This window comes from Flavobacterium jejuense, from assembly GCF_006491595.2.
Taxonomy (GTDB): Bacteria; Bacteroidota; Bacteroidia; order Flavobacteriales; family Flavobacteriaceae; genus Flavobacterium; species Flavobacterium jejuense.
The window spans coordinates 175,085-200,278 of sequence record NZ_VEVQ02000003.1; the positions used below are offsets into that span (position 1 = coordinate 175,085).

The following is a 25,194-nucleotide window of genomic DNA, read 5'->3' on the forward strand; positions in this document are numbered from 1 at the left end:
TTTAGTTTAATTATAGAACCTACTTTATTATAATTGGGTTGCTTTTAAGATGAAAAAGTCTGTATTTTTATACAGACTTTTTTATTTTTAATGTATTTTAGTGGTACCTATTTTTACAAATGAAAAACTTATTGTTTTTAATCCTTGTACTACTATGCGTTTCTTGTCAGTACAAACAAGAGAACACAACTCCTTCTATATTCACAGAGGAAGAGGCTTATGCAGTAATGAATACTTTTATTGCAGACCAAAAAGACAAGCCTGTCCTTTGGAACGATAGACAATTAGTTAGGCCTTCAATGGAGTACACAACTGTCAGTTTTGATGAAATCCCAGAAACTCCTTATTATCCTGAACTTTCTTTCCCTGTTTTTACAAAAGGCTATTGGAAAATAGAAAAATTAAAAAACACTATCCTTTTTAACAGTAAAGAATATGATTATTTTTTTGCGAATGAAAGTCAAGATGAGATTGAAATTGAAAAGATTAAACAGGAATGGCAAACTCGTTTTAAGGACCACTATTTATACAATGTTTCTTATCCTATCTATAATGCAAATTCAAAAGTAGCCATCATAGCTGTCTATTATTACAAAATACCCTTATATTGTGGAACAGGTTTACATCAAACGTATTGCTATAAAAAAACAACAAATGGATGGAGTAAAGGCATTCCTTGCAACGGTTGCAATTAGTTTGTTTTCTTGCCAAAGCAAAGAAGACCAACTCATAGGTCATTGGCACGAATATGAAAAAGGAAATCCTGATTTTATAAATTGTCATAAAATTACGGATAGTACTTATTCTGTTGATTTATATACTTATGGAAGTGGTGAACCAATGAAAAGAGGTACTGAAATAAAAAAATCAGAAATTGCAATTCAAGAGTATGTTTTTAGTAGCAATTTTTCAATAAGTAATAACAAACTTATTATAAATGATTCTATTTATTGGATCAAACAAGAAGATAATGAACAAACATTTATCGCTGATTTTTCGGCAGGACTTTTAGTAAACATTCATCCATTTGAAACTAACGCAACTGAATTTGATTATAAAAAGAATACAAAACATCTTGAAGTACTGATTTATATTGGCACACTTAAAAAAAGTACACTTACTTCCTATAAAGAATACAATTCGAAAGAACATTACATTCAATTGAATGATAAAATCGTGAATGTGTACGATATTAAAAGTTATCTAGATTACGGTGTGCATCATGATGAGCGAATAAAAGTAGTATTACACACAGATAAAAACACTCCAAAACCTTTTTTGTCTCAAATAGAAACAGAAATTTTAAATTGTGGCTATAAAAGAAATCAAATTTATTATTTAACTGTCAATACTCAAAAAAAACTTTATGGTTATAATAATCGTAATTAATTAAAAAAAATGAAACAGTACCTTCAAATACTATGCTGTGTTTGTCTATTTTCTTGTCAAAAAAACAAAGAAAATCAAATAACATTAGTTACCGAACCTGTCAAAACAGACACAACAACTCTTATAATAGAAAAGGAAATAATTGAAAGTCAAAGTCCAATAGATACTACAGATTACGAACATACTATTTTTTATGTTGTAATCGTTGATACCAGTTTCAATTATCAATCATTACATAAAAAAATGTTAGATTTGAGTAAAAAGTCAAACACTCCAATAGACACTATGGGTCGTTATTACAATGCTTCTGAAGATCTTATTGTACTTTCTGATGATGATGATGATTTATATGCAGGAGATTATTTCCCTAGACGCTTTCCTTCTGAAAATTTAAGTTTAGAATATTTAACATGGTACAAAAATAACGCTGAAGAAAAAACAATTGCTTTAGTTGCTGGAATTTATGAATCGGAGATTAAAGCAGATAGCGCTGTTAGTAAACTAAAGAAAACAAACCCACAAACATTTGAGATTAAAACAAAAATGTTTGTGGGTTGTATGCACTAAGCTTTTATATCAAATAAAAACTCTCATTTCATATAAAAATGAGAGCTTAAAACACTAAAGCGTTGAGCCTCCATCAACCACAATTTTCTCGTTTCGTAATACTAAAGAGTTATCGGAAACTAAAAATTCAACTATGGGAGCTATATCTTCAGGTAAAACCACTCTTCCAATAGGAGAGGTTTCTGAAAAGTGTTGTAATAAGCCATCTATAGCTTCATCTGTCATTCCAGATTTTTTCTGAATGGGTGTATGTGTAACTCCTGGACTCACTATATTAACTCTAATTCCTTTTTGAGCCAATTCAAGATTCAGTACTTTAGCTATTGCTTCTAATGCAGCTTTACTTGCAGAATAGACACTAGCATTTGGAAAGGCTTTAAAAACTGCAATGGAAGTATTCAAAACAATACTAGAAGGGTTTTTAAGTAGTGAGACAAACTTTTGAACCGTAAAAAAAGCTCCTTTGAAATTAATATTCATAGTTTCATCAAATAATTCTTCGTTAGTATCTTCAAAACTAATCGATTTAAAAATTCCTGCATTTATAAACAATCCATCAATTTTTCCATGATTTTTTTCAATTTGATTCACTAAATCGTCTATATCAATTAATTTACTAGTATCTGAAATATATCCGAAAGCATTTTTTCCTAATTCGTTTAATGCTTTTTCCAAATTTTCTTCATTTCTACCAGTAATAATTACTTGATAATTTTTCGAAATTAAATATTTTGCACAAGCAAATCCTATGCCGCTTGTTCCTCCTGTAATAACAATTATTTTATTCATTTTGTATTTATTTTTAAACAAAACTATATTATTACTAACTTTGAAACAAGTACTTACTAAATGGTAAGTAACTGACTTTAAACTCGGAATACAATCATTATTATGGAAATAGAGGTAAAAAAAATAAAAGAAAAATACATTATAGCTGAGGAATGTCCCATAACTATTTTTATGGAGCAAATAGGTGGCAAATGGAAACCCGTCATTATATGGATATTATTAAGTAATGAAGTGATGCGCTTTAATGAACTGGACAAAACTATAAAAGGAATAAGCCAGAAAATGTTATCGCAACAATTAAAAGACTTGGAACAATTAGGAGTAGTTGTTAGAAAATCTTATCCAGTAATTCCTCCAAAAGTAGAATATCGTTTAACCGAAAAAGGAAAATCGTTAGCTCCTCTTTTAACAGGTATGAAAACTTGGGTGTATGAAAATTTAATTTAATAACAATAGCTTATCTAGTTCCAAAAATCTCATTTTTCAAATCTTCAATTTTAGAGTTAATTCGTTTTTCTTTTTCTATAATTTTTATAATTTGAATTTCAACGATTCTATTTTCTGTTTTTCCATTTATAATGTCTTGAATGGATTTTGGAGAATAGGATTTTCCTCTGATATTGTAAATTTTCTTTTTATTTAAAACAGGTATAATCTTTTTACTGGGTTGTTTACCCAAAAAATGTAATATGATATCTTTTTCAAAGGATTTTATCATGGTAATTTACCTTGTAAAAGGCTTTTTTATATCCAATAAAATTATAAGTAAACAATACTTTTTAATTTATCTTCTATAGAGGCAACACTAGTTTTAAAATAAGTAGCCCCTCCTTCTTTGTAAAATCGTTTAAAATCATAAAAGAGCGTTGTTAAAAAATGGAAACAAGCTAATTTATCGATTTGATTTCCTAATTTTTCAATTAATCTTGGAATGGCTTCCATACAATAGACTCCTATAAAATTAAAATAATCGGCAGTAAATTGTTGTAAGTAACCCTCTACATTTTCTAATAATTCTATTTGAATACTCAGAAAATCATCTATAGTTTCTGCTTTGTGCAAAATTTTACCTATTTCATGGTTTGTATACATATGGGACATTAGTCTTGGTTTAGTTTTATTTTATATACGATTAATAGCAAAATTTGGATTAAAACATCTTTCCTTTTTTAAATCAAAACTTAATATTAATCAATTACTTACAAAAAATTTAAAATAATAAGCTTTATCAACAAAACATAAGTAGTACGGAATACAGTATTTTTCACTATATTCGCTTTACCTATCAATTCGTTTATAAGTAGTTGTTTATTCGTTTTGATGTAGCTAATATACAAACAAGTTTTTATTTTACAAATATATTTTAATAAAAATGCAAACTTTTTTCAAAAGATTATTATTAATTGTTGATTTTCAAGGCTTTAAAAACATAAATGACTTTGCTTTAAATGGCTTAAAATATGACAGTTCAAGCAAATTAAATCGATTGAAAGATGAAAAAAATAAACCTTCGGTAGAAATCTTATTAGATATCGCTCATTTTTTTCCAAAAATAAATACACATTGGTTAATTACTGGTAAAGGTGATATGCTTTTAAACAAAGAGGAGTTGGTTATCCAAAATTTACAAGAACCAAACACTATTTATAAATCAGAAGCTAGTAGGCAATTATCTGAGAATTATGCCACTTTAAAGGAAAATATCACTCTAAAAGATGATATCATTAAAACCTTAAAAGAAAAAATAGAACTACAAGAGAAACAATTAGTTCCTTTTGAATCTATTATAGAAAAATTAGAACTTCGAATAGATTCTATTGAACAATTTAATGCTTTGGTAAGACATAAATTAGATATAAATAAATAATCGCATAAGAAGAAACCCTGAAAATGTATTTTTCAGGGTTTTATATTTTAAACTTCTACACCTACAAACTCTAATCTTACACTGCCATCATCATCAATGTGTGTTAGCTTTATTTCGTGTAAGGTATTTGCATATTCTGGATTCCATGGTGTTTTTACTTTGACGTAATTTTCGGTAAAACCATGAATATAGCCTTCTTTATTTTCGCTTTCAAATAAAACGGTTCTGTTAGTTCCTATTTGACTTTCATAAAAAGCTCTACGTTTTTTAACCGATAAGCCTCGTAACATTTTACTGCGTTTCGCACGAACGTTCTTTGGTACTACTCCATCCATTTCTGCTGCTGCTGTGTTGTCTCTTTCGGAATAAGTAAAAACGTGTAAATAAGAAATATCTAACTCATTTAAGAAATGATAGGTTTCTAAGAAATGTTCGTCTGTTTCTCCAGGAAAACCAACAATCACGTCCACACCAATACAAGCATGAGGCATTACTTCGCGAATTTTATTCACGCGATCCACGTACAATTCTCGCAAATAGCGACGTTTCATTTTTTTAAGGATGTCGTTGCTTCCACTTTGTAATGGAATATGAAAATGAGGTACAAATGCTCTTGATTTTGAAACCAATTCAATGGTCTCATTTTTCAGTAAATTAGGTTCAATAGAGGAAATTCGTAAGCGTTCAATTCCTTCTACTCGATCTAATTGGGTAACCAAATCTAGAAAAGTATGTTCGTGTTTTTTATTTCCAAATTCTCCTTTTCCGTAATCACCTATATTTACACCTGTTAGAACTATTTCTTTAATGCCTTTGGCTGAAATTTCTTGGGCATTTTTCAATACTCCTTCCATGGTATCACTTCTAGAAATTCCTCTAGCTAATGGAATGGTGCAATAGGTACATTTGTAATCACAACCGTCTTGTACTTTTAAAAAGGCACGTGTTCTATCTCCTATAGAGTAACTTCCCACATAAAAATCGGCCTCTTCAATTTCACAGGAATGCACTTCACCCATATCATTTTTAGACAAATCGTTGATATAATCTGTAATTTTGAATTTTTCGGTAGCACCTAAAACCAAATCCACTCCGTCCACTGCTGCTAATTCTTCTGGTTTTAATTGTGCATAACAACCTACAGCAGCTACAAAAGCATTTTCATTTGCTTTAAGTGCTTTTTTAACTATTTGTTTAAATTGTTTGTCTGCATTCTCAGTAACTGAACAAGTATTAATCACATACATATCGGCCACTTCTTCGAAGTCAACACGTTCAAAACCTTCGTCTTGAAAATTTCTCGCAATAGTAGAGGTTTCTGAGAAATTTAATTTACAGCCTAAAGTGTAAAAGGCTACTTTTTTCTTGTTTTCCATAAGTATACACCATTAATGAAATCGTTGTCAAAAAATGGAGGTGGCAAAGATACTACTAATGTAGGAATTAAACTTACTTAATGTTTCTTATTAAAAAAATCTTTACTTTATTTGTGTTAGGATCGTGTCTAAAAAATAAAACCGTGTATTTTAGCCCTGATAGGAACGACATCCTTTTCTTTTTTTCTTTAAAAAAGAAAAGATATAGTGGATAGCAGGTCTACTTTTCTACTGAAAAGTTTATTTTGTGCTTCTAAAAAAAAGAATAAAACTTCAGGTTCAAAAAAAATATTCTCATTTAGGTTTGTAACTTTTATAAAAGTGCTTACGTATAATTATAAACTAAATTTTTATAATTATGGCTGGAGAAGGTTCTATGATGCATGCTAACACAAGTTTAAAAAACAATAGAAGAGCTAAAAAATCGAGATTAGAAAACTTTGTAAATTCAACTACAAACGGTAATACAGCATTTGTAGATCCTATAAAAGCAACACCAAAACAATTAGCTGATATAAAACAAAAACTACAAGAAGAGAACAAAGCGATTCAAAGAAAAAAAATTATTTTAACAGTAAGTATTGTTGGTTCTATTTTAATAATCTTAGCTGTTTTGAATCAGTTTTTATAAAAATTTACTAACTAAAAAAACAGTTACATCATGGCAGGATATTATGGGTCAATGTCTGTAGTTTTAAAAAACAACAAAACATTATTAGGCGAAAAAAAAAGAAATACTAGAAAAGAGTATCTTAATATAAAAGAAGTGGCAACTGATGATCCTAATAAAGCTTCATCAGAATTATTAAATGAAATTAGAAGTAAGATTCAAAAAGAAAATAAAAAAAGAAAGAAAACACAAATTGTAATTGCTATTCTTTCTCTTGTTATTACTATTCTTGTAATTTATGCTATGACCAGGATAGAATGGGTTGGGATAAGAGTAATTACACAATAGTCAGAATTAACTATTACATATTACATTCCAATCTCATCAATATCTTTGCCAATATCATCAATACTCTCTATTGGTTGAATTTGTATCTTCTTCCAATTGTTTTCTAAAAGTTTGTAAAAACCATAACAGGCTAATGCTCCAATTGGTATTCCTAAAAGATTAACTGCTACATTGTTAAAATCGAAATTAAAATCAAAAAACTCATTTAAAATAGCTAAAATAAAACCAAAAATAATTTGCCCTACATAATAAATAACAACTCCTAATATGGCATACAACCATTTATTCTGATTGTATTTTTCGGCTAAAACATAAAAACGTTTACCTAACCAATAAATTAAAAATAATCCTAAAAACATAACTACTCTTTTCTATATTTTTTTGTTTCTTCAAAAACGTACTCTAATATTTTGGCATCTTGTGCTGTGAAGTCTATTTTTCTACGATTCATTACTACTTTTGCTACTTCAAATGCTTTTTTAGTTAAATAAGTTGTAAAACCAGAAGCTCCGCCCCATGAAAAACTAGGCACAAAATTGCGAGGAAAACCACTTCCAAAAATATTTGCAGAAACACCTACAACTGTTCCTGTATTAAACATCGTATTGATACCACATTTACTATGATCACCCATCATTAATCCACAAAATTGAAGTCCTGTTTTAGCAAAACCTTCTGTTTCATAACTCCATAAACGTACTTCTTCATAGTTGTTTTTGAGGTTTGACGTGTTTGAATCTGCTCCAATGTTACACCATTCTCCTAAAACTGAATTTCCTAAAAATCCATCATGTCCTTTATTAGAATAACCAAATAATACTGAATTATTGACCTCTCCTCCTACTTTACAATATGGGCCAACAGTAGTGGCACCATAAATTTTACTAGCTAATTTTACTTGTGCTTCCTCACAGAGAGCAAAAGGACCTCTTATAACAGAACCTTCCATTATTTCTGCATTTTTACCAACATAAATAGGTCCTGTTGATGCATTTAAGGTGACAAATTCTAACTTGGCTCCTTCTTCAATAAAAATATTTTCGGGTGCAATTACATTAACACTTTTAGGAATAGGTTGCGAATGTCTATCCTCTGTCACTAATTGAAAATCTTCTCTAATAGCAGCATCATTTTTAGCAAAAATATCCCAAGTATTTTCAATCCGAAGTAAATCTTCATCATAATCAATTAATTCGTAATCATCAAAATCAACTTCTTCCTGTGTATCATTAGAATAAAAAGCAATAATTTCTTCTCCAGAAATGATAGCTTGGTTCGTTTCTAAATTCGTAATCATTTCTACTAAAACTTCATTAGGAAAAAAAGAAGCATTAATCATAATGTTTTCTTCCATTTCTACCATTGGAAATTTTTCCATTAAATACTCTTCGGTTAAAGTAGTAGTAGTATATCCTAAATACTTCTCCCATTTTTCTCTAATGGTTAAAATACCTACACGAATATCGGCAACAGGTCGAGTGAATGTAAATGGAAGCAATGCATTGCGAACTGTTCCATCAAAAAGTATATAGTTCATGATATGATGTCCTTTATTTTAGATGCTAAATTTACTATAATTTGTGTAAACCAAAAATTAAAGCATAAAAAAAGCTCCACAAATGTGAAGCTCATTAGTATTTTGATAATTTCGATTATTTTTTATCGAATTTAGCATATTTAGTTTTGAATTTATCAATACGTCCTGCAGTATCAATAAGTTTCGATTTACCTGTGTAAAAAGGGTGAGATGTTCTAGAAATCTCCATTTTAAATACTGGATATTCAACACCTTCGTGCTCAATTGTTTCTTTTGTGTCTACTGTAGATTTAGTAATAAAAACATCTTCGTTTGACATGTCTTTGAAAGCTACTAATCTGTAATTCTCTGGGTGAATTCCTTTTTTCATCTTGATAAATCTTTTTTATTTGTGATTATAAATTGCTTCGCGGCTTTCTTATTTTATTAAAAAAGGTGTAAACACTTTATAACCTTTTCGTTTATAATCTTTTATTTTGAGAGTGCAAATTTACATTAAATTTTTAATTCACAAGCATTACTGTAACTTTTTTTTATTTTTTTACACTAATAAGCATAAACTTTATTATTTCTATATTTGTAAACTATTAAAACTAACGAACCATGAACGAAATTATTAAAAAAAACGGAATCACTTTTGGTATTGTAACTGGTGTAATCTCTATCTTAATTACATCTTCAATTTATCTTATCGATCTTAAACTATTTACGGCTTGGTGGTTAGGAATATTAAGTATTGCTATTTATTTAGGAATAGGCATTTACTTATTAACGAAAACAAAAAAAGAATTAGGAGGCGTTTTCCCATTCAAAGAAGCCTTTACAACCTATTTTATATCAGCTGTAATTGGTATTGCTATTTCGGTATTATTTAACATTATATTATTTAACTTCATTGACCCTGAGGCTAAAGAAACATTAAGTGATTTATCCATTGAAGCAGCAGTGAATATGATGAAAAAATTCAACACACCAACATCAGCTATAAAAGAAGCCGTTGCTAAAATGGAAGAACAAAATCAATTTGATATAGTAGCACAATTAAAAGGTTCAATATTCAGCATTATATTTAGTGCTATTTTTGGATTAATTTTAGCTGCTATTTTTAAAAGTAAAAAACAAGAACAATTGTAGATGAATCTATCCATAGTTATTCCTTTATTAAACGAACAAGAATCGTTACCCGAATTACATAATTGGATTGTAAAAGTTATGACAAGTCATAACTTTTCTTATGAAATATTGTTTATAGATGATGGAAGTACAGATACTTCTTGGCAAACTATCGAACAGCTTTCTAACCAAAACATCCATGTAAAAGGGATTCGTTTTCTTAAAAATTATGGTAAAAGTCAAGCACTTCATGCTGGATTTGCCAAAGCACAAGGTGATGTAATCATTACTATGGATGCCGATTTACAGGACAGTCCTGATGAGATTCCTGAACTTTATAATTTAATTTTTAAAGAAAACTACGATTTAATTTCTGGTTGGAAGAAAAAAAGATACGATTCGGTTCTTTTTAAGAACATTCCGTCTAAATTATTCAACTGGGCCGCTCGAAAAACTTCTGGTGTTACTTTAAATGACTTTAATTGTGGTTTAAAAGCTTACAAAAATGAAGTAATTAAAAATATTGAAGTTTCTGGTGAAATGCATCGTTATATTCCTGTTTTAGCGAAAAATGCTGGTTACAGTAAAATTGGTGAGAAAGTGGTCATTCATCAAGCACGAAAATATGGCAACTCAAAATTTGGTATGAGCCGATTTATAAATGGCTTTTTAGACTTGATTACTATTTGGTTTTTGTCTAAATTTGGAAAACGCCCTATGCACTTATTTGGTGCTTTAGGCGTTTTAATGTTTGTAATTGGTTTTTTAGCCGCTGGAAGTATTGGTTTTATGAAGTTATGGAAACTATACCATCATGAACCTACCATTTTAGTAACCAGTAATCCGTGGTTTTACATTGCTTTAACAACCATGATAATAGGAACGCAATTCTTCTTAGCTGGATTCTTGGGAGAAATCATTTTACGAACAAAAAATAATGAAGAACGATATAAGATTTCAAAAACAATAGAATAATAGCCCTGACAAAAGATAAAGCGAATAGCAGGAAAAGCTTCAAAAAACATATAATATGCATATAGACAAACAAATTCTAGACAAAGTAAATGAGTGGTTGACTCCAACATTTGATACTAATACAAAAGAAGAAATTGAAAAAATGATGACAAGTGCTCCTAAAGAGCTAGAGGATTCTTTTTATAAAAATTTAGAATTTGGTACTGGTGGTATGAGAGGGATCATGGGTGTTGGAACCAATAGAATTAACAAATATACCTTAGGTAAAAACACGCAAGGTTTAAGCAATTACATCAAAAAAGTATTTGCTGGAGAGGAACTTAAAGTAGCCATCGCTTATGATTGTCGTCATAATAGTGATACACTTGCAAAAGTTGTGGCTGATGTTTTTTCAGCAAATGGTATCAAAGTGTATTTGTTTTCTGAATTAAGACCAACACCAGAGCTATCTTTTGCAGTTCGCTATTTAAATTGTCATGCAGGAATTGTTTTAACAGCTTCACATAATCCACCAGAATATAATGGTTATAAAGTCTATTGGCAAGATGGTGGACAATTAGTACCACCTCAAGATAGTGAAATTATTGAAATCATAGAAAAGTTACAATATAGCGAAATTCATTTTGAGGCTAACGATGCTTTAATCGAATATATAGACAAAGAAGTTGACGAAGCTTTCTATCAATCTACCATTGAAAACGCTAGCTTTAACACGCCTCAAACTGCAAAAGACAATTTAAAAATCGTTTATACTTCCTTACACGGAACTTCCATAAAATCGATTCCAAGTGTATTGGATAAAGCAGGTTATAAAAATGTGAATATTGTTCCCGAACAAGCTGTTCCAGATGGAAATTTTCCAACAGTAAAATCTCCAAACCCTGAAGAACCTGAAGCTTTAACAATGGCTTTAGCTCTAGCTGAAAAAACAGGTGCTGATATCGTTGTAGGTACTGATCCTGATAGCGATCGTTTAGGTGTGGCTGTTCGTGACTTAGAAGGCAACATGAAATTATTGAATGGAAACCAAACCATGGTTATCATGACAGCCTTTTTACTAGAACAATGGAAAAGAGCTGACAAGATTACAGGAAATGAATTCATTGGCTCAACTATTGTATCTACTCCAATGATGCTTGAACTAGCTTCTGCTTATGGTATTGAATGTAAAGTAGGTTTAACAGGTTTTAAGTGGATAGCTAAGTTTATTAAAGATTTTCCAAACCAACAATTCATAGGTGGTGGTGAAGAGAGTTTTGGTTACATGGTTGGTGATGCTGTTAGAGATAAAGATGCTGTAGCTGCTATTTTATTAGTTTGTGAAATTGCTGCTCAAGCAAAAGCTGCTGGTAGTTCTTTATTTAAAGAGTTAATCAACTTATCTCTAGATTATGGATTTTACAAAGAATATTTAATTTCAATAACAAAAAAAGGTATTGAAGGAGCAAATGAAATCAAACAAATGATGATTGATTTACGAGAGAATCCTTTAAAAGAAATAAACAACCAACGAGTAGTTTGTATTGAAGATTACCAAAGTTCAAAAGCACTTGATTTAATGAGTAATGAAACTTATGAAATTAAAATACCTAAATCTAATGTATTAATTTACTATCTAGAAGACGGAACTAAAATTTGTGCAAGACCAAGTGGAACAGAACCAAAAATTAAATTTTATTTCAGTGCCAATACCGAATTACCATCTGTAGATGCTTACAACACCACTGAAGAATTCTTAGATCAAAAAATTAAAAATATTATTGCTGAAATGCAACTTACCTAATGAAAAAAATAATTAATAAACTTAGACCTTATTTAAATCCGTTTAAAAACCATATTTTTTGGAATATATTTTATAATGTCTTGTATGCTTTTTTTGGTACAATCTCTTATGTAACATTAATCCCTATGATGAATGTTTTATTCGACAAAACTAAAAAAGTCACAATAGAACCTATATACACTGATGTTCTTCATCTAAAGGACTATTTGGAAAACTTAATGTATTACAAAGTAACTTCATTTAGCGATAGTGGAACTCCTCAAAAAGCATTATTATTAGTCGTATCAATTGTAATACTAACATTCCTACTAAAGAACTTAGCTGGTTATTTAGCTTCTTATCATATGATGCATTTACGGAATGGTGTTATGGCTAAATTAAGAGGAGTCATGTACGAAAAAATTATAAGTCTACCTATTTCGTTTTATTCTGAAAAAAGAAAAGGAGATGTTATGGCTAGAATGCTAGGTGATGTAGGTGAAGTACAAAACTCATTTTTCATGTTGTTAGAACTTATTGTTAAAGAACCTCTTACTATTATTTTCTCTATTATAATGATGTTCACTTTTAGTTGGAAACTAACATTATTTGTATTTCTTTTTATTCCAATTTCTGGATTAATTATTTCTAAAATTGGAAAAAGTTTAAAATCACAATCGTTAAGAGCACAAAATGAAGGAGGATATATGATTTCATTAGTAGAAGAAACTCTTTCTGGTTTAAAAGTTGTAAAAAGTTATAATGCAGAAGACACTTTTATTAATAAATTTCGTGAATCGATTAATAGGTTGTTAAATTTATCAAATAAAATAGGCAAAAAAAATAACTTAGCAGGACCGTTAAGTGAAGTAATGGGAATTATAACTATAGGAATTCTACTTTGGTACGGAGGAAGTTTAGTTCATGCTGAAAAATTAGCTGATGGTTCTCCAGCTCTAGAAGGAACTGTTTTTTTAGCTTTCATGGGATTAGCCTATAATATCTTAACTCCTGCAAAAGCAATCTCAAAAGCTTCTTATGCCGTAAAAAATGGTTTAGCAGCAGCAGATCGTGTGTTTGAAGTTCTAGAACAAGAAAATACAGTAGATTCTAAAGAAAATGCATTAGTTAAAAATACTTTTGAAGATAAAGTTGCTATCGAAAATATTAATTTTAGATATGGCAATGAAAATGTCCTAAAAAACTTTTCAATTGAAGTACCTAAAGGAAAAACGGTTGCTTTAGTTGGTCAATCTGGTTCTGGAAAAAGTACCATTGCCAACTTGTTAACACGTTTCTATGATGTTCAAGAGGGAAGTATTAAAATTGACGGAACTGATATAAAAGATTGGAACATTCATTCTTTGAGGGGATTAATGGGATTAGTTACTCAAGATTCTATTCTATTTAATGACACGATTAAAAACAATATTCTCATTGGTAAACCTAATGCAACTGATGAAGAAATCATTGAAGCTCTAAAAATAGCCAATGCTTATGAATTTGTAAAAGATTTAGAAGATGGAATTGAAACTAATATAGGTGATGCAGGTGGAAAATTATCTGGTGGTCAAAAACAACGTTTATCCATTGCAAGAGCAGTATTGAAAAACCCTCCAATTATGATCTTGGATGAAGCTACTTCTGCTTTAGATACTGAAAGTGAGAAATTAGTTCAGGTTGCCCTTGAAAACATGATGCAAAACAGAACTTCAATTGTAATTGCCCACCGTTTATCTACTATTCAAAAAGCAGATACTATTATTGTGATGCAAAAAGGAGAAATTGTAGAACAAGGAACTCATGCTAATCTGTTAGCTAAAGATGGTATGTATGCCAAACTAGTAATGATGCAATCTTTTGAATAAATAAAATCATGAAGAAAACAGCCTTTTTTACGCTTCTAATAGTTACTCTGTCAAGCTTAGTCTTTACTTCTTTTCGACTGCTTAAAAATCCAGCTGATGCCATAACAGGTACTTGGTTAACAGCGGGTGATGATAATGCAAAAGTTGAAATTTATGAATCCCATTCTAAGTATTACGGAAAAATTGTTTGGTTAAAAAATCCGATTCGTGAGGGTAAAAAAGCATTAGACGTTAATAATCCAGATAAAAATAAAAGAAATAACCCAATTATAGGTTTACAAATTATTTCAGGGTTTGAATTCAATGCAGATGATAACATTTGGGAAAATGGAAAAATTTACGACCCACAATCTGGAAAAACGTACAGTTGTAATATTAGAAAAGAAGGCAATAAACTAAAAGTAAGAGGTTACATTGGTTTTTCATTATTAGGTAGAACCGAAATTTGGACAAAAACAGACTAATTACTTCTAAAAAGTTATTTCAAAATTTACTACATTTGAAGATAATCATTCTCTACACATGTATGTAAACAGTTCAGACATTAATTTATCAGATAATGATAATCTTGTAGTTTGGAAATATTTGGACTTATCCAAGTTTCTAGACATGTTGTTATCTCAAAAATTATTCATGTCTCGCTCTGATAAATTTGAAGACCAATACGAAGGTACTTTTTCCGAACCTACTTTTGAAGAAATTAAAAAAATTGCTGCCAACAATCCGAAGTTTTTAGATTACTACAAATCACATCGTGAAAAAGTAGTCGTTAGTAGTTGGCATGCTAATGAGTATGAATCTTTTGCTATGTGGCAGATTTTTACTAAAAATAACGAAGGCTTAGCTATTCAATCAACCATTGGCCGATTAAAAAAAGCAGTAGCTGTTGAAAAGCACATTGAACAATATATTGGAGAAGTCAATTATATCGATTACAAAAAAGAATATATTCCATTTGAAGATACATTTTTCCCTTTCTTATTCAAGCGAAAAAGTTTTCAATATGAAAGAGAAATTCGCATTATTTCTGATGTGAGTAATGCAAAAATTTCTATTAATGATGGTATAAAGATAGATGTTACTATCAATCAGTTAATTGAAAAAATATACATTCATCCTAAGAGTGAGAATTGGTACAAAAATTTGGTGGTTGAAATGGTAAAAAAATTAGGCTACGAAATTGCCATTGAAAAATCGGATTTAGAAAGCGATATTTTAATTTAAAAATCTGATTTTTTAAGTTTAAAAGAGTTAAATAAAAAGGTAGGAAATGACTTTAAACTAATGAAAACAATTCTGTATTTATTTTTTATTAAAACATTATGGAACTACATTTAACTAATCACCTATAAAACAACAATCTAACAAAATCACAAAGTTGTTTTAATAAGTTATAAATTACAAAACAATCATTAAGTATTGAAATCTAATTTCTTTTTTACTCAGTCTTTTCTGATTTAAATACCACTTTATTAAAGTATAAGTTAATTTATAAAACTAAATAAAAAATACATTTAAAATCTTAGCTCTATTTTTAAAAGAACATATCTTGTTTGTAATCTATATTCTGTTTTCGAAATATCAATATCTGTGATATTATAGTTTATAAATGTTTCTGTATTAAAAAGATTATTTCCAGAAAGAAAAAATGTTAATTTATTTTTCTTGACAGTATAACGTGCTTCTAAATCTAAAAAATAATATTGATTGTTTATTTTTTCTAAATTACCAAAAAAATACCGCTCTGATTGTAGTTGAATATTAAACTTATTACTAAACAAGAATGATAAATCTAAAAAACTTATATTGTTTGTAAATGAATTTTGTATGGTTGTTTTTACTTGATTATAGCTCCATTTTGAACCAATATGATAATTAAAAATACCTTTATAACCTGAACGCAATTCAAAACCATATTTTGCACTTAAATTTTTTATTTCTCTTAAATTTGAATTATTTAAAATGTTCTTAAAATTAGTTTTTGTTGCATCTAGTGTGATTTTTAAATTAGATTTTATTGGCTTAAAATAATAATCAATATTAGATGAAATAGATAAAAATTCTCTGTCTTTTATAATAATTTTTTCAGATTGTGAATAATTTTGAGTAATAATAAAATTATTACTATAAAAGTCATTGCTGTTAGAATACAAAATAAAGGTGTTTGTAAAAAACTTATCACCCCAATTCCCGTAAGTATAATTTAAATTAACATTTGATGAATTTAGCTGATTAAATTCTTCTAAACCCTTTGAAAACGAACGAAAGCCATTCTGCACAAAACCTGAATAAACATCCAAAATTCCTGAATTCATAGTATTATAGGAGTATGATGCTATAATCTTATTCTTTTCATTTATATTCCAGTCTAAACCTAGTTTCGGAATAACTAAAAATGTATTTTGATTGTCTCTACTTTCATGCTTTTTAAATTGATTAAATAACTGATGAAAGTCTGATTGAGTTAATAATTTAAAATTATCAAACTTAAAATGATATTTTACTGATAAATATAAATCATTAGTAGAATAAATTAGATTATTTTGATAACTATTAGGTAGCGCAAGATTAATATCATTATTTAATAATTCAAAACGTGTATTTAAATTATCAATTCTTAATTGATTTCCTAATTTCATTTCTAATAAATCATCCTTCATATTTTTGTTTAAAAAATGAGTTTCAACACCTACAAACTGCATTTGATTTTTACTATATTGTTTGGTATTATCTGCATTATCAGAAAACAAATCATTAAAAATAAACTGATTAACAGAATAGTTTTGTGGTGTTTTTTCGTTGATATATCTACCTGAAAAAATTAAAACTTTATTATCTTTAAATCTATTGGTAAAAACCAATTTCTGATCAAAAAGTTGATTATTACTATTAAGTCTTTCGTTTAGCAAAACGTTGTTGAACAGAAGATTACTTTGTTTTCTTTCGTCAGTTTGATTTAATTTTCCCGAATATTCTAAAGTTTTATTTTTAGAAATATCATAGATCAAATCTAGCTTACTAAAACCTGTAATTTGTTTTTTTCTTGCTAAAAATTCTTCCATATTTACAAAAGAAGTAGTTCCCATTGAAAAAGATTGAACACTATTTCTAAAATAATCAATTTCATCTGTGTTTAGAAAGCCTAAAGTTTTAAGTTTTACTTTTTTAGAAAGGATAAAAATACTATTTAACGAAAGCATTTCTGCATTATTAAAGTTTACTCTCTTTTCTTTTAGATTTGGCAAATCTAAACCTAATCCTAAAAGTGTTTTTACTGATTGATTATCTCCAATACTTCCTGGTTCATCAGAGCGATAAGGTCTAATTAAACTGTTGACATCTCCAATTACATCATTACTAATATTATTTAGATTAGTTAAAAAATAATGCTTATTTTTTTTACCAAAATTCATTATATTACTTTTCAACTCATATCTATTTTTGGAAACTAGACCAAAACCACCTAATGCATTACCAAACCAAATGTGTTTAGCATCTTCTTTTAATACTAAATTTAGAGCCACTTTATCACTGTTTTCAATTCCTTTTAGATGCTTGTTGTTGGAATAATTTTGATATAACTCTACTTTATCTATAGGGTTAACATGCATATTTTTTGTAATAATTTTATACCCACGCTCAAAAAAATCCTCACCATCAATCATAACTTTTTCAATTTCTTGATTACCTAGTCTAACTTTACCATCATCTGTAACAGTTAACCCTGGAATTTTTTTTAACAAATCTTCAACTACTTGTTCATTTCCTTGTATAAAAGATTTTGCATTAAAAACTATTGTGTCATTTTTTATTTTTATTGGATTATTTGTTTCAACTATTACTTCATTTAATTCTATTAACTTGTGAGTTAATAGAATATTTTTTTCAATTTCTTTTATTTTAGATGAAATTTCAATATTTATGTACTCTGTTTCAAAACTTAATGAAGAAAAAACTAGTGTAAAAAAGCCAAACTTATTTATTTCTAAAATGTATGTATCATCTGAGTTTGAATACGAATAATCAATTGTTTTACCACCTTGTTTCAATACTATGGTTACAGGATTATTCTTTTCGTTATTATCAAAATTAATTTTACCTTTAATTGTAGTTTGAGAAAAAATAATGCTATTAAATAAAAGTGTAAAAAAAAGGATTAACTTATTTTTTTTTTTCATAAAAGATTTTTTAAAAATAAGTTAGCACTAAAACAACTTATTTTTATAATAGTGTTTCAGTTAATCAAAAAAAAACTTAGTTCTCCATTCATTTGTAGGCTCTTTTTCAAGAAATGTTGAATACGAATAGCTTGCCTTATTTTCGGTTCTATTAGCATTTCTAGCTCTTATCATTTCTATTTTTTCATTTATTGCTTTTATACGTTTTATGTCAAAATCTTTGTAAGAAATAGATTTAAATTTTGGGTTATTAATATTAATCTTTTTTAAATCGATTTCTTTTCCCTTATATGGATAAGTAATCGATTTTACTTCCCATTTATAAATTCCTTTTTTATCTGATACAGATAAGATTAAACCAGGAAGTCCATTAAATTTCCATGGGCCAGAAAAAATAGGAATTTGTTCTGTATACCATGCTGTATAAGATCTACCTCTAAATGTTATTTGTGCACTTTTACACAGATAATTATTAATTTTTTTTTCATCATCTAAAATTTCCCACTTCATTACTGATAAATTTTCTTTGACTGCATAATGTTTCTTTAAAAATAGATTTTCATACAATGTCTCTGTTAACGTTTTCTCTTTATTGTTAACAATAATTTCAGAAAATAAAAAATCTTTTTCATTTGAGTCCAAAATTATTGTCTGTCCATCTTCAATCTCGCTTTTTTTTTCACTTTCAATTGGTTCAACCTTATAGAATGAAAAATCTTTTGACATATATAATGCCCCTATATTCTTCATAACTATTTTAGGATGTTGAGCTATAAATTCATTATATTGTACCTTCAAAGTTATTTCACTTTGTGAATATGATAATTGAAAAAATAAAAGAAATGCAATAAAAAGTGTTTTCATTATTAGAAATTATTTTATGTTATTTATGAATTTTATACTTAAAAAAACTAAAATATCCCTATTCGAATAGGGATATTTTTCGAACTTTTTTAATGATTATTATTCCAAATCTCAATTGCAGCGTATTTACCTAGCACGCTACCGCAATCTACAACATTTGGAAGGGATATTGTATGAGTTCCTAAATACTGACCAGAAGCACCATACATTCTATAGGTACAACTATGTTCAACAACATCTTTTGAGTTTTCTTTTGTAAAAGAACTCAAAGAAATAAATGCAATGGCAATTAAGCCAAAAAATGATTTTTTCATTTTAAAATATTAAAAATTAGAGATTTCTTCCTCTTTTATTGGCATGGAAGTTCTACCTAGTTCAGTTTTTTCTTTGGGTACCAGACAAATCCCTCAATTATTGGCCAAATAATATTTTTATAACGATTTTTTGTTAAGAATAGTATATAAAAATTAAAAAATATTTCAAGGTTTCCAGAAAGTTTTTACTAAAATCACAAAATACTATTTTAAGCTTTGTTTTTACATTAAACACAAGCAGTTCTTAAAATATAATTTTAACTCTTTTACTTATTTTTAATGCTCTAAATTAAAAACTTAATCAATACATATTTAGAAAATGGAATAACCACAAAATTTGTTACTAATTTTTCAAATTGCTTTTTTTTAATAAACTTCTTAATACTCCTTTTTCAACTCCAGTTTCTGCAATTGTTGTTGTAGCACTATAAACTATACTCTCTTTTGTATAAATATTATAGTCACCTCCTGTAGTTTCAATCATTTTACCTCCTACAGTTCTTATCCTAGTCATATAAAAAGTTTAATTCCTCAGAGAATTATTAGAACTATAATTTCCAACCTAGATAGGTATATACTCTTCCACTTTCCATTCTTCAGCAAGAAGGTTCACAAAATAATAATGAACTTTGTCATTTTTATCAAAAGCACCATTTTTATTAATATCTCCAATACATCTAAAATATAATCTATTTTGAGTTTCGATGATATTCCAGTCAATCAATTCTTGTAATGGTTCTGATAATTTGACAAATCCTGAACCATCAATATGACTTATATATAATGATTTAATGTCATTTTGATCCACTTTACCATCTTTATTAGTATCAGAATCTACTAAAATATAAACTAAAATTTGTTTTACAGTTTTTTCAGCAATTGTATTTAAAAAAGTAACTGTTTGGATTTGTATTTTGTTTTCTGTCAAAGGTATAAGACGAGTAGAATCTATATGTTGAAACTTTAAATTCTCAAAATAACCTGTTATTTCAAATCGATTATAGTTAGATATAGCATAACTCACTTGATTCGTTTTACTAGAGCCATATACTTTACTATAATCATCATATACACGAACATCTCCTACAGGATGAATAAGAAACTTAGTTCCTTCCATATGAATAGGTAAATCGGCAATTTTTATAGAAGTCGTATCTATTTTTTTAGGTTCAATAGTTTCCTTTGCTTCCTCATAAATTACTTTAGGAGTCTGCTTTTCTTGTTTACAACTTATTAAAAGTGTAATGATACAAAATGAAATATAACGTGTGATGATGTTCATGTTTTGAAAGTTATAGTCAAATATACTAATTTTTTGAATGTCTTTATTTTACAAACGTGCCATTAATTTTACATTAAAAACTCTTGTGGTCAAAAAGTTAGGAATTCCATATTGAGATTTTGTATATACATCTCTTACCCATGTATTTGTAATGGAGTTTTGATTGTTAAACATATTAAAGATTTCTAAACCTAAAGACAACTCTTTAAAAGGACTTAACCATTTTTTATTGGATTGAATTGAAGCATCTTTAAACACATAAGAAAACCCAACATCTGCTCTACGATAGTCTTTTAATCTTAATTGAAAGTCATATGGGTCTGCATAAGAAGGAGAACCACCTGGCAAACCAGTATTATAAACTAAATTTATATAAACCTTAAAATTTGGAATATTAGGCATATAATCTTGAAACAACAAACCAAATTTCAAACGTTGATCAGTTGGTCTTGAGATATAACCTCTATCATTTTGATTTTCTTCTGTTTTCAAATAACCAAAACTAAACCAAGATTCTGTACCTGGAACAAATTCTCCATTTAATCGAGCATCGAATCCATACGCATAAGCTTCCGCTTCGTTATTGGCTCTATATCGTATTCTTACATTATTAATTGTATATGTATTTACATCTGTAATCTTCTTATAATAGGCTTCACTAACTAATTTAAAAGGTCTTGTCCACATTTTAAAACTATAATCATTACTCAGTACGAAATGAAATGACTTTTGTGCTTTTACATTAGGTTGCACTACTCCATCATAATCTCTCAGTTCTCTGTAAAATGGTGGTTGGTTGTAAACTCCTCCAGAAATGCGAAATAACATATCTTTCTTCCAATCTGGTTTTACAGCAAATTGTACTCTTGGCGAAAAAGTAAATTGGCTTTCCCCTCCTACAATATTTTTGCCTGAAACCTGCCATTGATGTCCTCTAACACCTGCGTTTAACCAATATTTATGTGTTCCAAATGATCCTTTATAGTTCCATTGTGCATATCCCGAAAAACGATTAATAGTAGTGTAATTTGTTGCTCTTACATTTTGATAAGGAGCCAAAGGGCCAACATAAGGATTATATGGCTGATCATTTTGATAGTCTAAGACAGGAGCTGGTAAAGAAAAACCTGCAGAATCAATTACTTCCCATTCTACAATCCGATCTCTAATATCCTCCTTAGTATATTTAATTCCCCATTCTATTTGCGTTTTTTCATTTAACTCATGAAATCCTTTCACTTCAGCATTGAAAATTAAAGCATCTAAATCATTTCTAGCATGACTTAATTGTGAACCAATTCCTCTTGAAAAAACAACATCACCAAAAGTTTCAGAACCAATATTTGAATCTACTTCACCTAAGCGATATTGGGCTAAAATATCATAATGTTCTTGTTCTTGAGTATGATAAGTAGATGTAATGAACTTCAGTTTATTATTAGCGTTATATTGGTAAACTGATTTCAATGCTCCAAATAAAGTCAAATACTTATCTTTTTCCTGACCTTCATAAGCCACAACTAAAGCAATAGGGTCATCTATAGTTCCAAAATTAGTTTGACGAGTTAAAGGTTCGTAATTGTATTTATTTTGAGAAATATTTCCTAAAAAGCTCCAACTCCATTTTGTAGAAGCATTAAAACTAACTAAAGTTTGAATATCCGCAAAGGAAGGTCTAAAATTAGTTTCAGTTTCTTTGCTATTTACCAGTAAACTATTATCTCTATAACGAATACCTGTAATGTTGCTCCATTTTTGATTTTTAGAAACTCCATCAAAAGTTAAACTTCCTCCCATGAGACTTGCTTCAAGGCTTGCTCCAAATTGTTTTGGATTTCTATAAGTAATATCTAAAACAGACGATAATTTGTCTCCATATTTAGCTTGAAAACCACCTGCAGAAAAATCAACATTCTCCACCATGTTTGTGTTAGTAAAACTCAATCCCTCTTGTTGACCAGAACGAATTAAAAAAGGGCGATACACTTCTATTTCGTTTACATAGACCAAATTTTCATCATAATTCCCACCTCTTACACCATAAGAAGTACTCAATTCATTGTTGTTATAAACTCCTGGTAAAGTTTTCAATACATTTTCTATACCTGCATTAGCACCAGGAATAGTTCTAATAACTACAGGATCAATATTCGTAACACCCTCAATCCTTTTTTTACTATTTCCAGTTACCGTTACTGGTCCTATCTGAGTTACTCTTGTGTTTAAAACAGGATAAAATTCAAAATCTTCATTTTTTTTCAAAGTAGTAATAATTGTCGCACTTTTAAAGGAGACATGAGAAAAAACTATAGTAATTTCTTTATTAGCAGGAACCTCTAAGGAATAAAAACCATTCTTATTAGTTTCTGTTCCATTTTCACCTACAGTAACGGTTACGTTTTCAATAGGATTATTAAATTCATCTAAAATAACACCTTTAATTCTTGCCGTTTGTGCAAGTAGAAATTGCTCAAAAAAGCAAAAAATGGCTAAAAAGATAAGTTTTTTCAATTATATCAACTTTAATTATTCATAAAAAAATGCGACTCAAAGGTAGCTGAATTTTGCATATTATCGGTTACAACCACTTTAAAATCATTTTCCCCTTGAACATATTTATTATCACTTAACGTATGAATTAGCTTTTTAGTCTTATAATCGTATTCCATTAATATCCATTCACCATTTAAATAACCATTATAAGTATCTATTCCAGATAAATTATCCGCAATAGAAACACTTAAAGTTTTTTGATTTTTCAAATCCTTACCCTCTACAAAATTAACATTATAAATTCTAGGTGCTATCGTATCGACAGCCAATTTATAATTATCTAAATCCCTAACTCTAGTTGAAAAGGTAGTTCCCTTTCGATAGGTCTTATTATAATATAGACGGTGACCTTCTAAAGAAGCTATAAAAGTTTTATCTAAAAGAGCCTCAGAAACTCCTTCTACATTATTAAATGTTACAGTTATATTCTTTTGAAGTGGTTTATCTTTTTCTGAAAAACTTAAAACACCATCTTTTACTTCAAAATCAAATTTAAAATCATCATAAAAAGCATTTTCAGGAACATAAATGGATACATTTTCTTTAGTATAATTATTTTCTACTTTGGAACGCAGCAAATAAGGTTCATTATTATTTTCTTTAGAAATAGTTATTGTTTGATTCTGAAATTCTATTGGAATTATTATAGTTGTTTTATTTCCGTGATAATCAAAAAGTTCAATTTTATAATTATAATTTGCATTAGGTTGAGTATTAATAATGCCATTATTTTTACTATATTTAATAACAGACAAAGGATAAGGAGAATAATGAAATAGTTTTTGTACCCTTTGTTTCATTCCCTTGTAACGTTCATAATCAATTAAATTATTAATATATCGTGATTCATCAAAAGAGAATGTTTCAAAATCATATTCATAATACAGAACACCATTTAAATAAGCATTCACTTTATACAAACCGTTTTTATTATAAGGATTAGTACAATAATCATATGCATTAATTCCAAAACCTACTTTACCATTCGTAAGTACCTTTGTGGCTAAATACGTTCCATCAGCTTGTTTGTTAAAAGAAATAGCTATTGGCTTTTGAGATTTATTTACAACAACACTATCTATTGGATAAGCGACAATTCCTTGTAAAAAAGGTTCTCTTTTATCTGATACAAATTTAGTAAACCCAAAATGCAACGGATTAATCACTTTTTCAGTTCTCGAATCTCTAAATTCAAAATGCAAATGTGGCCCACCGCTTCCTCCAGAATTCCCAGAAAAAGCAATAATATCTCCTTGTTTTACAGGCAATTCTCCAGCACTAGGAAACATTTCTACTTCAAAAGACTTTTGTTTATATTGTTGTTTCTTAATATATTCTTCAATAGCACCATTTGCTTCTCTTAAATGACCATAAACAGATACATAGCCATTAGGATGTGTGATATAAATGGCTTTACCGTAACCAAAAGTTGAAATTTTTATTCTAGATACAAAACCGTCTCCAACTGCAAAAACATCTAAACCTTCTTTCTTATTGGTTTTGATATCTAATCCAGCATGAAAGTGGTTACTACGTAATTCCCCAAAAGAACCAGAAACATCAATCGGAATTGATAAAGGAGAAATAAAATCATTTGGATAATTGGTTTGCCCAAAAATTGAAGCAGAAAAAAATAGGATAATAATAAGTCTCATGTGCGTATAGTATATTTAGGCTAAAATAATAAAAATTCTTATAAATTAAATAGGAAAAACATCCTTTTTATAAGTACTTAACAATCAAAATATTATAAAAAATTCAAATAAAAATATAATTTTTTGCAAAAAGTATTGTTATTATCC

Annotated in this window: 27 protein-coding genes; 13 read left to right on the plus strand and 14 right to left on the minus strand. The window is 28.5% G+C overall.

Translation table 11 applies throughout. From position 1 onward, the window contains the following. Positions 1–119: 119 nt before the first annotated feature. The 3 genes from FIA58_RS05775 to FIA58_RS05785 are packed head-to-tail and all read left to right on the plus strand — an operon-like array spanning position 120 to position 1,956. Positions 120–695 (plus strand): hypothetical protein, encoded by a 576-nt coding sequence (locus FIA58_RS05775; protein WP_140961083.1) that lies wholly within the window; start codon positions 120–122, stop codon positions 693–695. Continuing rightward, on the plus strand, positions 655–1,389 hold the full coding sequence (locus tag FIA58_RS05780) for a hypothetical protein (RefSeq protein WP_140961085.1): 735 nt from the start codon (positions 655–657) through the stop codon (positions 1,387–1,389). Before FIA58_RS05775 ends, FIA58_RS05780 begins: the two co-directional genes overlap by 41 nt. Positions 1,390–1,398: 9 nt before the next feature. Beyond that, the gene (locus FIA58_RS05785) at positions 1,399–1,956 is read left to right on the plus strand and encodes a hypothetical protein (RefSeq protein WP_140961087.1); all 558 of its coding nucleotides are present in this window, start codon (positions 1,399–1,401) and stop codon (positions 1,954–1,956) included. Between the two features lie 54 nt (positions 1,957–2,010). Here FIA58_RS05785 and FIA58_RS05790 read toward each other — a convergent pair whose 3' ends face one another. Further along, the gene (locus tag FIA58_RS05790; RefSeq protein WP_140961089.1) at positions 2,011–2,745 is read right to left on the minus strand and encodes an SDR family oxidoreductase; all 735 of its coding nucleotides are present in this window, start codon (positions 2,743–2,745) and stop codon (positions 2,011–2,013) included. A 102-nt stretch (positions 2,746–2,847) separates the two neighbouring features. On the opposite strand from FIA58_RS05790, the gene FIA58_RS05795 reads away from it, so the two are divergent. Continuing rightward, entirely contained in the window at positions 2,848–3,192 is a 345-nt protein-coding gene (locus FIA58_RS05795) for a winged helix-turn-helix transcriptional regulator (RefSeq protein WP_140961091.1), read from the plus strand. A gap of 10 nt (positions 3,193–3,202) precedes the next feature. On the opposite strand, the gene FIA58_RS05800 is transcribed toward FIA58_RS05795, so the two are convergent. Both FIA58_RS05800 and FIA58_RS05805 read right to left on the minus strand, forming a co-directional pair. Next, complete coding sequence (locus FIA58_RS05800) at positions 3,203–3,463, minus strand: hypothetical protein (RefSeq protein WP_140961093.1); 261 nt, start codon at positions 3,461–3,463, stop codon at positions 3,203–3,205. 41 nt (positions 3,464–3,504) lie between these two features. Then, positions 3,505–3,846: a hypothetical protein gene (locus tag FIA58_RS05805; protein WP_140961095.1), complete on the minus strand. Its 342-nt coding sequence runs from the start codon at positions 3,844–3,846 to the stop codon at positions 3,505–3,507. Between the two features lie 271 nt (positions 3,847–4,117). On the opposite strand from FIA58_RS05805, the gene FIA58_RS05810 reads away from it, so the two are divergent. Continuing rightward, the gene (locus FIA58_RS05810; protein WP_140961097.1) at positions 4,118–4,612 is read left to right on the plus strand and encodes a hypothetical protein; all 495 of its coding nucleotides are present in this window, start codon (positions 4,118–4,120) and stop codon (positions 4,610–4,612) included. A 47-nt stretch (positions 4,613–4,659) separates the two neighbouring features. Here FIA58_RS05810 and mtaB read toward each other — a convergent pair whose 3' ends face one another. Next, positions 4,660–5,988, minus strand: coding sequence for a tRNA (N(6)-L-threonylcarbamoyladenosine(37)-C(2))-methylthiotransferase MtaB (mtaB, locus tag FIA58_RS05815; RefSeq protein ID WP_140961099.1), 1,329 nt, complete (start codon positions 5,986–5,988; stop codon positions 4,660–4,662). 358 nt (positions 5,989–6,346) lie between these two features. Between mtaB and FIA58_RS05820 the strand changes: the two genes are divergently transcribed. Then, positions 6,347–6,619: a hypothetical protein gene (locus tag FIA58_RS05820; RefSeq protein WP_140961101.1), complete on the plus strand. Its 273-nt coding sequence runs from the start codon at positions 6,347–6,349 to the stop codon at positions 6,617–6,619. A gap of 30 nt (positions 6,620–6,649) precedes the next feature. After that, entirely contained in the window at positions 6,650–6,946 is a 297-nt protein-coding gene (locus tag FIA58_RS05825) for a hypothetical protein (RefSeq protein ID WP_140961103.1), read from the plus strand. A 20-nt stretch (positions 6,947–6,966) separates the two neighbouring features. On the opposite strand, the gene FIA58_RS05830 is transcribed toward FIA58_RS05825, so the two are convergent. From FIA58_RS05830 to FIA58_RS05840, 3 genes are all read right to left on the minus strand, one after another. Then, the gene (locus tag FIA58_RS05830; protein WP_140961105.1) at positions 6,967–7,305 is read right to left on the minus strand and encodes a hypothetical protein; all 339 of its coding nucleotides are present in this window, start codon (positions 7,303–7,305) and stop codon (positions 6,967–6,969) included. Positions 7,306–7,307: 2 nt separating this feature from the next. Further along, on the minus strand, positions 7,308–8,483 hold the full coding sequence (locus FIA58_RS05835; RefSeq protein ID WP_140961107.1) for a GlmU family protein: 1,176 nt from the start codon (positions 8,481–8,483) through the stop codon (positions 7,308–7,310). Positions 8,484–8,598: 115 nt separating this feature from the next. Beyond that, on the minus strand, positions 8,599–8,853 hold the full coding sequence (locus FIA58_RS05840) for a type B 50S ribosomal protein L31 (protein ID WP_140961109.1): 255 nt from the start codon (positions 8,851–8,853) through the stop codon (positions 8,599–8,601). Positions 8,854–9,086: 233 nt separating this feature from the next. On the opposite strand from FIA58_RS05840, the gene FIA58_RS05845 reads away from it, so the two are divergent. From FIA58_RS05845 to FIA58_RS05870, 6 genes are read left to right on the plus strand one after another with little or no spacing between them, the layout of a single operon-like run. Continuing rightward, complete coding sequence (locus tag FIA58_RS05845) at positions 9,087–9,617, plus strand: DUF4199 domain-containing protein (protein ID WP_140961111.1); 531 nt, start codon at positions 9,087–9,089, stop codon at positions 9,615–9,617. Beyond that, entirely contained in the window at positions 9,618–10,571 is a 954-nt protein-coding gene (locus tag FIA58_RS05850; RefSeq protein ID WP_140961113.1) for a glycosyltransferase family 2 protein, read from the plus strand. A 55-nt stretch (positions 10,572–10,626) separates the two neighbouring features. Next, positions 10,627–12,354: a phospho-sugar mutase gene (locus tag FIA58_RS05855; RefSeq protein WP_140961115.1), complete on the plus strand. Its 1,728-nt coding sequence runs from the start codon at positions 10,627–10,629 to the stop codon at positions 12,352–12,354. Next, positions 12,354–14,201 (plus strand): ABC transporter ATP-binding protein, encoded by a 1,848-nt coding sequence (locus FIA58_RS05860; RefSeq protein WP_140961117.1) that lies wholly within the window; start codon positions 12,354–12,356, stop codon positions 14,199–14,201. The genes FIA58_RS05855 and FIA58_RS05860 overlap by 1 nt, the downstream gene beginning before the upstream one ends. Before the next feature lie 8 nt (positions 14,202–14,209). Continuing rightward, positions 14,210–14,665: a DUF2147 domain-containing protein gene (locus FIA58_RS05865; protein WP_208022762.1), complete on the plus strand. Its 456-nt coding sequence runs from the start codon at positions 14,210–14,212 to the stop codon at positions 14,663–14,665. Between the two features lie 58 nt (positions 14,666–14,723). Then, the gene (locus FIA58_RS05870; RefSeq protein ID WP_140961121.1) at positions 14,724–15,425 is read left to right on the plus strand and encodes a hypothetical protein; all 702 of its coding nucleotides are present in this window, start codon (positions 14,724–14,726) and stop codon (positions 15,423–15,425) included. Positions 15,426–15,715: 290 nt separating this feature from the next. Here FIA58_RS05870 and FIA58_RS05875 read toward each other — a convergent pair whose 3' ends face one another. From FIA58_RS05875 to FIA58_RS05905, 7 genes are all read right to left on the minus strand, one after another. Beyond that, positions 15,716–18,379 carry a peptidase associated domain and porin domain-containing protein gene (locus tag FIA58_RS05875; RefSeq protein ID WP_140961123.1) on the minus strand — a complete coding sequence of 888 codons (2,664 nt, stop codon included), beginning with the start codon at positions 18,377–18,379 and terminating at the stop codon, positions 15,716–15,718. A 60-nt stretch (positions 18,380–18,439) separates the two neighbouring features. Then, positions 18,440–19,243, minus strand: coding sequence for a GLPGLI family protein (locus tag FIA58_RS05880; protein ID WP_140961125.1), 804 nt, complete (start codon positions 19,241–19,243; stop codon positions 18,440–18,442). Positions 19,244–19,332: 89 nt separating this feature from the next. Then, complete coding sequence (locus tag FIA58_RS05885) at positions 19,333–19,557, minus strand: hypothetical protein (protein ID WP_140961127.1); 225 nt, start codon at positions 19,555–19,557, stop codon at positions 19,333–19,335. A gap of 343 nt (positions 19,558–19,900) precedes the next feature. Next, positions 19,901–20,071, minus strand: a complete 171-nt coding sequence (locus FIA58_RS05890) for a hypothetical protein (RefSeq protein WP_165928861.1) — start codon at positions 20,069–20,071, stop codon at positions 19,901–19,903. A gap of 48 nt (positions 20,072–20,119) precedes the next feature. Then, positions 20,120–20,839, minus strand: a complete 720-nt coding sequence (locus FIA58_RS05895; RefSeq protein ID WP_140961129.1) for a hypothetical protein — start codon at positions 20,837–20,839, stop codon at positions 20,120–20,122. Positions 20,840–20,887: 48 nt separating this feature from the next. Beyond that, positions 20,888–23,350 carry a TonB-dependent receptor gene (locus tag FIA58_RS05900; RefSeq protein ID WP_208022763.1) on the minus strand — a complete coding sequence of 821 codons (2,463 nt, stop codon included), beginning with the start codon at positions 23,348–23,350 and terminating at the stop codon, positions 20,888–20,890. Between the two features lie 11 nt (positions 23,351–23,361). Next, entirely contained in the window at positions 23,362–25,047 is a 1,686-nt protein-coding gene (locus FIA58_RS05905) for a M23 family metallopeptidase (RefSeq protein ID WP_140961145.1), read from the minus strand. Positions 25,048–25,194 lie beyond the last annotated feature (147 nt).